Origin of the sequence: Glutamicibacter soli, assembly GCF_052322135.1 — a bacterium.
In the GTDB taxonomy this organism is placed as follows: domain Bacteria; phylum Actinomycetota; class Actinomycetes; order Actinomycetales; family Micrococcaceae; genus Glutamicibacter; species Glutamicibacter soli.
The window spans coordinates 20,769-34,469 of the sequence record NZ_CM125969.1 but is presented as its reverse complement, the minus strand read 5'-3'; the positions used below and the strand labels follow the sequence as shown (position 1 = coordinate 34,469).

The 13,701-nt window shown below is 64.8% G+C and carries 12 protein-coding genes and 1 tRNA gene; 10 read left to right on the top strand and 3 right to left on the bottom strand.

Going from position 1 to position 13,701, the window contains the following annotated elements:
• Nucleotides 1-120: 120 nt before the first annotated feature.
• Nucleotides 121-1,104, bottom strand: a complete 984-nt coding sequence (gene uriH / locus ACTX90_RS00185) for a uridine-preferring nucleoside hydrolase UriH (RefSeq protein WP_443442665.1) — start codon at nt 1,102-1,104, stop codon at nt 121-123.
• A gap of 139 nt (nt 1,105-1,243) precedes the next feature.
• Between uriH and ACTX90_RS00180 the strand changes: the two genes are divergently transcribed.
• Entirely contained in the window at nt 1,244-2,293 is a 1,050-nt protein-coding gene (locus ACTX90_RS00180) for a LacI family DNA-binding transcriptional regulator (protein WP_047120594.1), read from the top strand.
• 2 nt (nt 2,294-2,295) lie between these two features.
• A complete protein-coding gene (locus ACTX90_RS00175) occupies nt 2,296-2,460 on the top strand; it encodes a hypothetical protein (RefSeq protein ID WP_157359268.1) in 165 nt (54 codons plus the stop codon).
• On the opposite strand, the gene ACTX90_RS00170 is transcribed toward ACTX90_RS00175, so the two are convergent.
• Entirely contained in the window at nt 2,457-2,993 is a 537-nt protein-coding gene (locus ACTX90_RS00170; protein ID WP_120991615.1) for a YdeI/OmpD-associated family protein, read from the bottom strand. The two genes, ACTX90_RS00175 and ACTX90_RS00170, sit on opposite strands and share 4 nt — an antisense overlap.
• 422 nt (nt 2,994-3,415) lie before the next feature.
• On the opposite strand from ACTX90_RS00170, the gene ACTX90_RS00165 reads away from it, so the two are divergent.
• On the top strand, nt 3,416-3,673 hold the full coding sequence (locus ACTX90_RS00165; protein ID WP_052772561.1) for a Pr6Pr family membrane protein: 258 nt from the start codon (nt 3,416-3,418) through the stop codon (nt 3,671-3,673).
• A 315-nt stretch (nt 3,674-3,988) separates the two neighbouring features.
• Here the strand turns inward: ACTX90_RS00165 and ACTX90_RS00160 are convergent.
• Nucleotides 3,989-4,072, bottom strand: a tRNA-Leu gene (locus tag ACTX90_RS00160).
• 282 nt (nt 4,073-4,354) lie between these two features.
• Here ACTX90_RS00160 and ACTX90_RS00155 point away from each other — a divergent pair.
• The 7 genes from ACTX90_RS00155 to pknB are packed head-to-tail and all read left to right on the top strand — an operon-like array spanning nt 4,355 to nt 13,667.
• A complete protein-coding gene (locus ACTX90_RS00155; RefSeq protein WP_047120592.1) occupies nt 4,355-5,188 on the top strand; it encodes an FHA domain-containing protein in 834 nt (277 codons plus the stop codon).
• The gene (locus ACTX90_RS00150; protein WP_047120591.1) at nt 5,185-5,664 is read left to right on the top strand and encodes an FHA domain-containing protein FhaB/FipA; all 480 of its coding nucleotides are present in this window, start codon (nt 5,185-5,187) and stop codon (nt 5,662-5,664) included. Before ACTX90_RS00155 ends, ACTX90_RS00150 begins: the two co-directional genes overlap by 4 nt.
• Nucleotides 5,665-5,667: 3 nt before the next feature.
• The gene (locus tag ACTX90_RS00145; RefSeq protein WP_443442664.1) at nt 5,668-7,065 is read left to right on the top strand and encodes a PP2C family protein-serine/threonine phosphatase; all 1,398 of its coding nucleotides are present in this window, start codon (nt 5,668-5,670) and stop codon (nt 7,063-7,065) included.
• A complete protein-coding gene (locus ACTX90_RS00140) occupies nt 7,062-8,459 on the top strand; it encodes an FtsW/RodA/SpoVE family cell cycle protein (protein ID WP_443442663.1) in 1,398 nt (465 codons plus the stop codon). The genes ACTX90_RS00145 and ACTX90_RS00140 overlap by 4 nt, the downstream gene beginning before the upstream one ends.
• Nucleotides 8,456-9,919, top strand: coding sequence for a peptidoglycan D,D-transpeptidase FtsI family protein (locus ACTX90_RS00135; RefSeq protein ID WP_047120588.1), 1,464 nt, complete (start codon nt 8,456-8,458; stop codon nt 9,917-9,919). The genes ACTX90_RS00140 and ACTX90_RS00135 overlap by 4 nt, the downstream gene beginning before the upstream one ends.
• A complete protein-coding gene (locus tag ACTX90_RS00130) occupies nt 9,916-11,733 on the top strand; it encodes a protein kinase domain-containing protein (protein WP_047120587.1) in 1,818 nt (605 codons plus the stop codon). The genes ACTX90_RS00135 and ACTX90_RS00130 overlap by 4 nt, the downstream gene beginning before the upstream one ends.
• The gene (pknB, locus tag ACTX90_RS00125) at nt 11,733-13,667 is read left to right on the top strand and encodes a Stk1 family PASTA domain-containing Ser/Thr kinase (RefSeq protein ID WP_047120586.1); all 1,935 of its coding nucleotides are present in this window, start codon (nt 11,733-11,735) and stop codon (nt 13,665-13,667) included. Before ACTX90_RS00130 ends, pknB begins: the two co-directional genes overlap by 1 nt.
• The last annotated feature ends 34 nt before the right edge of the window (nt 13,668-13,701 follow it).

The window sequence follows — 13,701 nt, the reverse complement described above, 5'->3', positions numbered from 1 at the left end:
TCAATGAATACCGCGTTGATTTCAGTCTATAAAACGGATGGCAGAAATTGCATTGACCCTAGTCACATATCAGTGAATCAGCGGTGTGGTGACGGCTACTTCTCCGTGGCGGCGCGGAGCTCAGCGGGACGCGGGCTGCGGGAGCTCGACATCACCGATGCGCTCGAGCGCGTCGATGACCAGATTCCAGAATCCTGCGTGGTCCAGGTCTACCGCCACCGAGGTATGGCAATCCTCTGCCGCAGGGGCCCGGAAATCCGCAACGGTCATGCCCAGAGTGAGTTCGCCGCGCAGCTCCACGCTGACCGGGGCCTTGACCGTGCGCACGACGTCGGGGTCGATCACATAGGCCACGGCGCACGGGTCATGCACCGGGGGCGCGTCGAATCCCTGGTTGTCGCGATAGGCCTGGGCGAAGAAATCCATCAGTTCGCGCACGAAGCGGGCCGGGCCGGTGCCGATCTGCTCGATGCGTTCGACGACCTCGGCGGTGGCCAGCGCCTGGTGGGTCAGGTCCAGTCCAACCATGACCACCGGCCACGGTTCGTTGAAGACGATGTGCGCGGCTTCCGGGTCGATCTTGATGTTGAATTCCGCCACGGCGCTCCAGTTGCCGACGTGGTAGCCGCCGCCCATGAGCACCACTTCGCGCACCCGCTGGACGATCCGTGGTTCCTTGCGCACGGCCAGGGCGATGTTGGTCAGGGCTCCGGTGGGCACCAGGGTGACCTCGCCCGGTTCGTGGGCCATGATCGTGTCGATGATCAGGTCCACGGCATGGCGCGGATCGAGCTCGATGTTCGGCACGGGCTGGGCGGGGCCGTCCATGCCCGAATCCCCGTGCACGTCGCCTGCGGTTTCGATGTCGCGCACCAGCGGGCGGGCGCAACCCGAGGCGAACGGGACGCCTGTGATCCCGGCGATGGTCCCGACGGCGAGCGCATTAGCGGTCACCTTGTCCAGGGTCTGGTTGCCCGCCACGGTGGTGACCCCCAGCAGATCGATCTTCGGGCTGCCGTGGGCCAGGAGCATCGCGACAGCATCATCATGGCCTGGATCGCAGTCGAGGATGATCTTGCGAGCGGCAGGTGCCTCATGAGTCATGGTGTGCTGTCCTTCGGGCGCCGGGCGGCGGCCGCCGGCATGGATTACGGTTCTTCCTTGATTCTCCCGGCAACCACCACGATCGTCAAACGCTTAACTATTGCCTTTCAAACGCGGGAATGCGCACTAGTATGGATCCATGAACATTGGGGAAAAATCTGCGGGCAAGCAGCCTCCGCGCCGCGTGACCGCCGCGATGGTCGCCGAGCACGCCGGGGTCTCAACCGCCACCGTGTCGTTGGTGGCCAACGGCAAGTCCGCCGGCCGCGTCTCGAAGCACAACGAGGAACGCGTCCGGGAGGCGATCCGCGAACTCGGCTACTTCGTGGACGGCATCGGCAGCTCGCTGGCCAAGGGAGTCAGCTCGCTGGTCATCCTGGTGGCGCCTGATATTTCGAACCCGTTTTTCGCCAAGGTGATCGCCGGCGTTCGCTCGGTCCTGGGCAACGACTACCAGCTGCTGCTCTCAGTGACCGATGCGGGCATCTCCCCCAGCGCCACCGAGACCCGCCGCCTGCTGGGGCTGCGCCCGGCCGGGCTGCTGGTCCATGCGCCGACCAAGGTGTTTCTGGAAGACCTGGCCGGTCCGCTTCCGCTGGTGGCCTTGGATGCGCCGGGCATCGACCCTTCGATTCCCGCGGTGAACATGGATGTGGCCCAGGGCGCCGAGGCAGTTGTGGCCCATTTCGCCAGCTTGGGGCACACCAAGGCCGCCTATCTGGACGGCAGCACCGGCACCGACACCCTGATGGTTCGCCGCGAAGCCTTCCTCGACGCCGCCGCGCACTACGGCATCGAGGTCCTGCCAGGCAATGTGGCAAGCTCAATGATCGACGTCGGCGCGGCATCCGATGAATTCAGCCGCAACTGGCCGATGTGGGAGTCCTGCGGGGTGACCGCCTTGGCCTGCGCCACGGACACCCAGGCCTTCGGCGTGCTGCACGCGGCGCGCCACCTGGGCATCCGAATCCCCCACCGCCTGGCCGTCACCGGATTCGACGACTTGCCGTACTCGGCCACCTCGAGCCCTTCGATCACCAGCGTCCAGCTCCACGCCACCGAGGTCGGCCGGCAGGCCGCGCTCAAGCTGCGCGAACTGATCGACGGCCAGGCGCCGCAGTCGCTGCAGTCGATGCTTCCAAGCTCCCTTGTGGTCCGCGGCTCCACTACCGCCGACGGCGGGCTGTAGGAGTGCGCAATTCACGGTTCTTCACCGTCGCCACCGCGGTCGTGGCCCTGCTGGTGGTGCTGGGCATGGTGGTCATGAGCAGCGGCGTGCTGGGCCTGATCTTCGATCCCGAGCCGGAGCTCGACACCTACTATCTGCTGAAGGCCGCACTGCCCGGCTGGTCCTAGACGATCAGCTTTCCGCCCTTGGCGACCTCCGGGTCGGTGCAAGAGGACAGGTCGAAGCAGCAGGGGCGGCGCTTGCCGTCCAGCAGCTTGGAGATGCTGACCTCCACGCGACGCTGTCTGGTCTGCGGATTCTTGGTCGCGCCGACCCAGCGCACCCACTCCCAGCGCGCCATCGGGGTCAGCCCTGCCCAGGTCCCGTCCAACTCCGGGGTGTCCTTCAGCGCCGCGGAAAGATCCCCCGGCACCTCGGTTTCCGGCCAGCTGCCGCAGAGCTGGGCGGTGAAGGCCAGCTTCGAGCCTGGTTCAGCGTCGATATCCACCGGTCCGCTGCCGTCGATGGACAGCCAGTGCCCCTTGCGCCCGTCCGGGTCGAGCACGACTGTGACCGTGTCGCAGGCACCCGACAGTTCCACCGCAACCTGGCCGCGACTGGGCAGCCGATCGCTGGATTCCTGGTCGAATGCGACGATTCGCCGGTCGGCGATCAGCCGCACGATTCCGGTCAGTTCAAATGCTTCGCCCTTGGCAGCCATCAGCCCATCCCTTCGGTGAATTCCCGAGACTGATTTTATGCCACCTGACCACCGTCGGGAACGCCCCGGCATTGGAACACTCCGCGTTACCAGGATTCTTTTCCCGTGGGGATCACGCGCGCGGCCCCAGGGCTCGACCGGATCAACCAACGCTTCGTGGCTTGCCTGGGCTGCCGTGCGCGGCGTGATGGGCCTACTGCTTCCCGCGGCCTTCGCGGCCAGACCCGGGCCACCATCGAAAGGACCGTAGCGCTCGACCGGGATCCGGTCACCACAATGGCCAATTTCTTCAACTACTGCACGATCCTGTCCAATATCTTCTGCGCCGTGGTGCTGCTGCTTGCCGCATGGCCGATGACCAGCCAGGGCTCGAGGCCGCGTGACACCGCACGGCCGGCCTGCTTGCCTGCGCAACGACCTATATGCACGTCACCGGCGTGGCCTACAACCTGCTGCTCAGGGGCATCATGCTGGATCAGGGCATCACCGTGCTCTGGTCGAACGAGGTCATGCACCTTTTCGGTCCGGTCGTCACGCTTCTCGATGCGCTTTTCGACCACAAGCCCCGCGCGCTGCCCTGGAAATCCGTGGCCTTGGCGCTCACCTTCCCCCTGGCCTGGCCCGGATACACCTGGATCGGCGCTCCGTTCGCGACAACCCCGGCGACAACTCCGGGGTGATATCCGTACCCTTTCCTCGACCCTCATCCGCAGGGCGGCTTCGGCCCGGTCGCGGGATACGTCACCGGCATCGCCGTGGCCATCGCGGTCCGCGCCTGCGCCGTCAATGCGCGGGGCCGCTGGCGGCACGCCCGGAAGGCGGCTTCTTGATAGCCGACACGAGGCGCCCGCCGGAGTAGTCCGCGCCGGGTGAGATCTGCACGACGCAAGAAGGTGTTTTTGCAGACGGCCTTGGGCCGCGAAACAGCTGTTCCAAGGCAAAGCAATAACCTCCGGTTCGAGATTCAGATCTCAAACCGGAGGTTATCCATTTTGTGCGCGAGGGGGGACTTGAACCCCCACGACCTTGCGATCACTGGCACCTGAAGCCAGCGCGTCTACCAATTCCGCCACTCGCGCATATTTACTTTTTCGCTGCCCACTCTCGCGGCAACAAGAATTAGCTTACACACACTTTTACCGATCACCTAATCGAAACGGTACTTTGTGGTCAGCAACACATTTGCAACTTTTTTAATGCCCGCTCCGTTGGCCTATTGCACCACGTGTTCGCCAGCAAATTTCCGGCAATTGCACAGCTGAAAACAGTAAGATCGACAATGAAGTTCCGTGTTCTGGTCGTAATGGCCACCTCAATCGGGGCTCGATAGATATCCAAAAAGGTAGGAAGGAGCGCGAGTAATGGGCTTTCTCGACAAGGTCGAACGAGGCTTGGAGAAGGTCGTCACCAGCTTCTTCCGGGGCACCAGCACCAGCGAGATCAAACCCGTAGAGCTGACCACCGCCCTGCGCAATGAGATGGATCGCGGCATTCTGCCAATTAGCGAGGGCCGCAGCCTGGCGCCGAATGACTTTGTCGTTTCCCTGAGCGAGAAGGACTTCGAGACCGCCAAGGGATGGGGCTCATCCGTCGTCAACGAGCTGGCCAAGGTTACCGCGGAACACGCAAGCACCCAGGGCTACTCGGTGCAGAGCGACATCATGATCCATTTCGTCTCCGACCCGAACTTCAAGGTCGGCGAGATGGAGATCAACGGTTCCATCAAGGATGCCAGCTCCAAACCGGCCGCCTCTGCCCCGGTTCGCGAACCGGAGCCCAAGCCATCGGGCGCCGCCGCAATCCCCCGCGAGCCAGCTTCCCCGAAGACCACCGCCCAGCCGCGCCCAACCAGCCGCCCGAAGCCCGAGCCCGCGGCACCTTCCATCCCCAAGCAGGCGATCTTGGAAGTCGACGGCGAACGTTTCGCATTGCACCATCACTCAATCGTTCTCGGCCGTTCGGCCAGCACCGACATCCCGGTGGACGACTCGGGAGTTTCGCGCCAGCACGTCCGCGTCGAGACCCGCGGACAGAATACCTATGTCGTCTCCGACCTCGGTTCCACCAACGGAACCTACGTCGATGGAAAGAAAATTTCCTCTGAAACCCGTATATTTGACGGTTCAATCATCAATATCGGACAGACGAAGATCGTCTTCCGACTGATTACCACGAACAACGGAGACCATGCATGAATGACCTCGTTCTGAGCCTGCTCCGTTTGGGCTTCCTTGTCCTGATCTGGCTGCTCGTTCTCAGCGTGGTCGGGTCGATGCGCCGCGATCTGGCCATCGGCTCGCGGTCGCGCACCGGAAAGCCGAGCGCCCGGGCGCTGAAGAAGAACCCCGAGCTGGCCGAGCCGGAACCGACCACCCGCAAACCCGCAAGCGCATTGCAGATCCTCGAGGGCCCCCTGGCCGGACGCACCATCACCCTGCAGGGGCAGCCGATCCTCTTCGGCCGTGCCCAGGATGCGACGGTGGTCCTGGAAGACGACTACGCCTCGGGACGCCACGCCCGCCTGTTCCCACAGGGCTCGCGCTGGTTCATTGAAGATCTCGGTTCCACCAACGGAACCTTCGTAGGAGACAGCCAGCTGACCCGTGCCCAGGCAGTTGAGCCGGGGCAGCGCATCCGCATTGGGAAGACTGTCTTGGAATTGAAGGCTTAGCCTATGGCTTTGAAGCTTAAATTTGCCGCCAAGTCCGACGTCGGACGAATCCGCAAGAAGAATGACGACTCCGCCTATGTGGGTCAGCACCTCGCGGTCCTGGCCGACGGCATGGGCGGCCATGTAGGAGGCGACGTCGCCTCGGCCTCCACCGTGCTGGATCTGGTGCATCTGGACCGTCCAGTGACGGCCGATCCGCAAAATGCGCTGCCGGATGAAATCCAGGCCGCCAATCTCGTCTTGAACGAACTGGTCGGCGCCAATCCCAAGCTTTCCGGCATGGGAACCACCGTGACCTCGCTGCTCCTGTCCGGCTCGACGCTGCACATGGCCCATATCGGCGACTCACGCGCCTACCGCCTGAAAAACGACGTTTTCGAGCAGATCAGCACCGACCACACCTTCGTCCAGCGCCTCGTCGAAGAGGGGCGCATCAGCCGCGCGGAAGCGGAAATCCACCCCCACAAGAACGTGCTCCTGCGCGTGTTGGGCGATTCGGATGCTTCCCCCGAGCTCGACGTCCAGCAGCTCGAGGCAAGCGTCGGCGAACGCTGGATGCTCTGCTCGGATGGCTTGACCGACGCAGTGCCATTGCCGGTCATCGAGGAAATCATCCGTTCGACCCCGGACATGGATCAGGCGGTCAACGACTTGGTCGCGATCACGCTGAACAACGGCGCACCTGACAACGTCACCGTGGTGATGTTCGAAATCGTGGAAGACCAGGCCCCGGACGGCGATGAACCGGAAGCGCTGGAGCCAGCTCCGGATACCGGCCAGCTGGCAATCGCCGCGGAAGGCGATGTCGAGGCCAGCGCCTCGCTGCTGCGCCACGAGATCTCCCAGCGCCCGCACCTGCTGGTGGGGGCCGCCCAGCTGGCCACGCAGACCGGCCAGATCCCTGTCGTCACCCAGCACACCGGGGAACGCCGCGCAGCCGCCCTGCTCACGCACCGCTCCCCCGCGGCCAGCGGCGTGCTGGATCCCATCGAGGAATCGCTGCCGCATCGACGCTGGCTGATGCCGATCCTGTTGACCTTGACGGCCGTGCTGGTGGTGATCCTGGGGGCCTGGGGCTACATGTGGACACAGACCCAGTACTTCGTCGGCCCGGTGGACGGGAAGGTCGCCATCTACAAGGGCGTGCCGCAGGAGCTCGGCCCGATTTCCCTCTCGGAAATCGACACCGTCAGCTCGGTTCCGCTCGAGGCGCTGCCGGAGTACTCGCGCCAGCGTGTTGAGTCCACCATTCCGGCCGACAGCCGGGAGCACGCCCAGTCAATCATCCAGGAGCTTCTGGTCACCGCGAAGCAGAACTGCCCGGTCCAGGTTCCGGGCAATGCGGACAACCAATCCACGCAAACGCCGTTGCCAAGCTACTGTCAGGAGATCATGCAATGACCGAAGTGCAAACCGCACCGGTGCCTCGGCGCAATCTCGAGCTCCTGCTGCTGCTGCTGGCCCTGTGCGTGGGCGGTGCCGCCTTCTTCCTGGTCGGCAGCGCCACCGAGGACAACGACAGCAAGAACTTTTTGATCCAGATGGGGATCATGGGCGCCCTGGCCCTGATCATCCACGTACTTCTGCGGATTTTCGCCAAGTATGCCGATCCGGTAATACTTCCGATCACCGTGGCGTTGAACTCCCTGGGCCTGGCGATGATCCACCGCATCGACCTGGCCAAGGGCACGTCCCAGTCCAGCCGACAGCTGATGTGGACGGCCATCGCCATCCTGGTCGCGGCCCTGGTGCTGTGGGCGGTGAAGGACCACCGCATCCTGCGGCGTTTCACCTATATCGCGCTGCTGGCATCCATCGTCCTGCTGCTGCTACCGCTGATTCCGTTCCTGGGCGCCACGATCAACGGCGCGCGCATCTGGATCCATGTCGGCCCGTTCTCGCTGCAGCCCGGCGAGCTGGCCAAGATCACCCTGTCGATCTTCTTCGCCGGATATCTTTCGTCGAACCGCGACCTGATCCTGATGGCGGGCCGCAAGGTCGGGCCGCTGCAGCTCCCGCGCATGCGCGACATGGCTCCGATGGTCATCGCCTGGCTGCTGTCCATCGGCGTGCTGGTGGTGCAGCGCGACCTCGGCTCGGCCATCCTGTTCTTCGGCCTGTTCATCCTGATGATCTACGTGGCCACGGCCCGCATCTCCTGGGTCATCATCGGCCTGCTGATGGTGGTGGTCGGCGGCGTATTCGCCGCGCTGACCATGGGCCACGTCGAACGCCGCGTGAGCGTCTGGCTCAATGCCTTCGACCCGGAGATCTACCAGGCCCGGGGCGGCAGCGCGCAGATTGTCGAGGGCCTGTTCGGCATGGCCGACGGCGGCCTGTTCGGCACCGGGCTCGGCGGGGGTTCCCCGTACCGCGTCCCGCTGGCCAACTCGGACATGATCATCGCCTCCTTCGGCGAAGAGATCGGCCTGATCGGCGTCACCGCGATCGTCTTGCTGTTCATGCTGCTGGTTTCGCGCGGCCTGCGCGCCGCGCTGGGGGCCCGCGACACCTTCGGCAAGCTGCTGGCCAGCGGCCTGGCCTTCACCCTGGGCCTGCAGTGCGTGGTCATCATCGGTGGCGTCACCCGGCTCATCCCGCTGACCGGCCTGGCCACCCCGTTCATGGCCGCCGGCGGCTCTTCGCTGCTGGCCAACTGGATCATCATCGCCCTGCTCCTGCTCATCTCGCACAATGCCCGCCGCCCCATGAGCGGCACCGTAGGACCTACCGATGAAATCGCAACTCCCTCCACCAGCAGGCTCAAGGACCGGAAGGCGGTGACCAATCAGTGAATCAGGCAATCAAGCGCGTATGGGTCGCCCTGACCGCAATGTTCCTCATCTGCCTCGGCGCGCTGAGCTACATCCAGTTCTTCAACGCCGAAACCCTCAACGACAACGCCCTGAACAAGCGGCAGCTGTTCCGCGAGTTCGATCTTCCGCGCGGCGCCATCTTGGTGGACGGCAAGCCGATCGCCGAGTCGGTGGAAACCGACGACGGCCAGTTCAACTACCAGCGCAAGTACACCGATCCCGAGCTGTATGCGCACCTGACCGGCTACTACTCGCTGGCCAACGGCACCACCCAGCTGGAGTCCGAGCTGAACGACTGGCTGACCGGCTCGAGCTCCGACCTGCTCTTCGACCGCCTGGCCGGAATGTTCACCGGCCAGAAGGCCGAGGGCGCTTCGGTGGAGCTGACCATCGACGGCAAGCTGCAGCAGGCAGCCTATGACGCGATCCCTGACGGCCTGCGCGCCAGCGTGGTGGTCACCGACCCGAAGACCGGCGAAATCCTGAGCATGGTCTCCAAGCCGACCTTCGACACCAACGACCTGGCGGTCCACTCGACCTCCGAAGCGGCCAAGAACATGAAGAAGATCAGCGAGATCGACGGGTTGAGCCCCTACGTCAACCCGGCGATCGGCGACCTGGTCTCCCCCGGCTCCTCATTCAAGATCCTGAGCACGGTTGCCGCGCTCGAGTCCGAGCACTACGACATGAACACCGTGATCAAGAACCCCGCGTCGGTGAACTACCCGGGATCCAGCAACACGATGAACAACTTCTACGAGGGCATCTGCGGACGCCGTTCCGAGGCCACCTTGGAGTTCATCTTCGCGCAGAGCTGCAACACCCCGTACATGGAGATCAGCCAGAAGCTCGGCCTGGAGAAGTTCGCGGACGTGACCGAACGCTTCGGCTTCGGCCAGCAGCTGGACATCCCGCAGTCGGTCACCCCGAGCCAGTTCCCGACCAAGGACATCACTGCGGCGCAGCTGGCCCAGATGGCCATCGGCCAATACAACAACAAGGTCACCCCGCTGCAGATGAACATGGCCGCCATGGCCATCGCGAACGACGGGGTGATCATGAAGCCGAACATGGTCAAGAAGGTCACCGCTCCGGATCTGCGGGTCATCGAGGAACCGAAGCCGGAGAAGTTCTCCACGGCGACGACCCCGGAGGTCGCGGCGGACCTGAAGTCCCTGATGAAGGGCCCCGTGCAGTCGGGCACCGCCATGAACGCTGCGGTTCCGGGTGTCGACCTCCGTGCCAAGACCGGCACGGCCCAGGTGAAGACCCTGGAGGACGGCACGCCGATCGTGAACTCCTGGATCACCGGCTTCGCGCCGGCGGATGATCCGCAGGTCGCCATCACGGTGACAATCCAGCAAGTAGACTACAACACTGGCCACAACACGGCCGGGGCAATCATGAAGAAGATGGTAGAGGCGGTGTTCAACAAGTGAGGCCAATAACCGGCACCACCTTGGGCGGGCGTTACAAGTTGACCGATCGCATTGCAATCGGCGGCATGGGCGAAGTATGGAAAGCGCGGGACCAGGTTCTTGGACGCCTCGTGGCGATCAAGATCCTCAAAGAGGAATACACGAACAACGAGTCGTTCCTGACCCGCTTCCGCGTCGAGGCCCGGCACACCGCGCTGCTGAACCACTCCGGCATCGCCGGCGTCTTCGACTACGGCGAGGAGGAAGGCTCGGCCTATCTGGTCATGGAGCTCGTTCCAGGCCCGCCGCTGTCCACCATCATCGAGCGCGAGCGCAAGCTCGACGTGGACCGGACGCTGTCGCTGATTGCCCAGACCGCGCGGGCTCTGGCCGCCGCCCACGAGCACGGGCTGGTGCACCGCGACGTGAAGCCGGGCAACATCCTGGTCATGCCCTCGGGCACCGTGAAGATCACCGACTTCGGCATCGCCCGCCTTGCCGACCAGGTCCCGCTGACCGCCACCGGACAGGTCATGGGCACCGCCCAGTACCTGGCCCCGGAGCAGGCCACCGGGCAGAACGCCACCGGCAGCTCGGACATCTACGCGCTGGGCGTCATCGGCTACGAATGCCTCGCCGGGCGCCGCCCGTTCACCGGCGAATCGCAGATCGCCATCGCCCTGGCCCAGGTCAACGACGCGCCGCCGCCGCTGCCGGAGACCATCCCGGCCCCGGTGCGCCAGCTGATCATGTCGATGCTGGCCAAGAACCCCGCCGACCGCCCGGAAAACGCCACGGCGCTGGCCAAGGCTGCCGACGCCCTGCGCGCGGGAGACACCAACACCGCGACGCTGGCAGTGCCCGGCATGCTGGCTGCCGGCGTCGCCGATGACGCGACCCAGGCGCTGAACCTCGAGGACGACGCGACCCAGGCCTTCTCCGCCGCGGATTCCGCGCCGGCGATGACCAACGCCATGCCCACCGTGGTGGCCCCGGCCAACCCGGCGCAGGACGAATTCACCGTCTCCAGCGCCGGCGACGGCGAGGGGTTCGACGACGAGGACGCCGACGTCCAGGAGTACCACGAGGACCCGGAGCGCAAGCGCAGCCCGTGGGTGATCCCGCTGGTCGCGATCATCGTGCTCGCCGCGCTCATCGGCCTGGCCGCCTGGCTGATCCCCGCGTTCACCGGCAACAACGATGGCAAGAGCCCGACGACGGAAACCACGCAGAGCACCGAAGCCACCGAAACCACTGCGGAAACCACCGAATCCAGCGTGGAAACCACTGCTCCCACGCAGAGTTCCCCCACCGCTTCGCCGAGCGAGACCCAGAAGGAATTCGTCCAGGTCAGCTCCTCGCTCGTGGGCAAGGACATCGACACTGTCATCGCCGAGCTGAAGTCGCTGGGCTTGGAGGTCAACGACGTCGCCCAGGAGACCTCGGACGCCGATCCGGGCACCGTGCTCTCCGTGAGCCCTTCGGGCAGCGTCGAGGCCGGTTCGACCATCAAGGTCGTCTACGCCATGGCCGCGCAAACCGTGCAGGTTCCATCGGTGTCCGGCATGAGCTTCAGCGCCGCGCAGCAGCTGCTGCAGTCCGCAGGCTTGGCCGCGGTCAAGGGTTCGGAAACCTTCGACGAGTCCGTGGCCGGCACCGTGATCTCCCAGAGCGTCCCCGCCAAGAGCGAAGTCGCCCCCGGGACCAGCGTGAGCCTGACGGTTTCCAAGGGCCCGGAGCCGGTGTCGTCCCCGACCGCCACCCCGACCGCGACTCCAACGCAGACCTCCGATTCGACGGACGCTGCGCAGGATGAGGCGCCAGGCGGCGAGTAATGAGCGAATTTGAACCGCTGCCTGCGGGACTTCCGCGCCTGATCAACGAGCGCTATGAAATCGAGTCGCTGATCGGCCGCGGCGGCATGGCCGACGTCTACCTCGCGACCGACCACGTGCTGGCCCGCCAGGTCGCGGTCAAGGTGCTGCGCCAGGACACTGCCGGCAATCCGATGGTCGTGAACCGCTTCCGCCGCGAAGCCAAGGCCGTGGCCGGGCTCAGCCACCCGAACATCGTCGCGGTCTACGACACCGGACTGCTGCCGGCGACCGACCAGTCTGCGGAGGCGCTGCCCTTCATGGTCATGGAGTACGTCACCGGCCGCACCCTGAAGCAGGTCATCGCCGACGGAGACGTCGACGACCACCATGCGGTCGAGCTGATCCGCGGCGTCTGCTCCGCCCTGGACCACTCGCATTCCAAGAACGTGGTGCACCGCGACATCAAGCCGGCCAACGTCATGGTCACCGAGTCGGGCCATGTGAAGCTGATGGACTTCGGCATTGCGCAGGCGCTGGACAACTCCGCCACGATGACGCAGACCGCCGCGGTGGTCGGCACCGCGCAGTACTTCTCCCCCGAGCAGGCGCGTGGCGAACAGGTCGACTACCGGACGGACATCTACTCGGCCGGCTGCCTGTTCTACGAGCTACTCACCCACAAGCCGCCCTTCACCGGGGATTCGCCGGTGTCGGTGGCCTATCAGCACGTCGGCGAAGCACCGGTCCCGCCCAGCGAGGCCAACCCGGACATCAACCCGATCTACGATCCGATCGTGCTCAAGGTGCTGTCCAAGGACCGTGACGAGCGCTTCCAGTCCGCCGGCGCCTTTGCCGACGCCTTGGAGGACGCCTCCCGCGGCGTGGAATTCCACGAATCCACGGTGCCTACCTACACCATGCCGATCTACGGCACACACGACTCCACCGAGACGCTCTACGCGGCCGAACCGGCCCCGCTGACCAACGAGCACCCGGTATTCGCCACCCGGTCCGAAGCACGTGCCAACGACCAGCCCGGGCACAAGACCAACCGCGGGTTGATCGTGCTGCTGACCATCATCGCGCTACTCGCCGTGGGCATCGCCAGCTTCCTGGTGATCCGTTCAATCCAGGCGGACCAGGAGCGCAAGGCCCCGGTCGCCGTGCCGAGCGTGCTGAACATGTCCGAACAGGACGCCACCAGCCTGCTGCGCAACGCGACGTTCAATGTGAGCGTGAAACACGAATTCAGCGACGAGGTCGACGAGGGCAACGCGACCCGCACCGACCCTGTCACCGGCCAGGAGATCGCCAAGGAATCCACCGTGGATCTGTACATCTCCGACGGCTCGGAGCAGCGCACGATCCCGAAGAACCTTGAAAACCAGTCCGAAACCGCGGCGCGCGATGCGCTGCGCCAGGCCGGGCTCGAGGTCGGCGAGGTTAGCCGCGAGAACTCGGCGACAATTCCGACCGACTGGGTCATCGGCACCAGCCCGGAGCTGGGAGCAAAGGTCAAGGCCGGTTCCAAGGTCGACCTGATCCTGTCCACCGGCCAGGTCACAGTGCCCGCCGCGACCAACATGTCCCAGGATGAAGCGACCAAGGCCCTGACCGCCGAGGACTTCCAGCTCAAGGTCCAGTTCATCGATGTGGAGACCGACGACCACGAGCCAGGCACGCTCTTCGCGCAGGATCCGGCCGCTGGCACCGACGTTGAGCAAGGCAGCCTGGTCAAGATCTCGGTGGCCAAGGAGAAGCCCGAGCAGACTCCGACCCCGACGCCGACCCCTTCGCCGAGCGCTACGGTCAGCGAAGACCCCCAAGACCAGCCTTCCGCATCTGACGATGATAATGGCAAGGGAAACGGTGGAAATAACGGAAACAACAGCAACTCGTCGAATAATGGACGAGATCGAACCCGGCCTACCACCGGTCCGCAGACCGAATAACCGCCATTAAACGCATCGCGCCGGACCAAGGTCC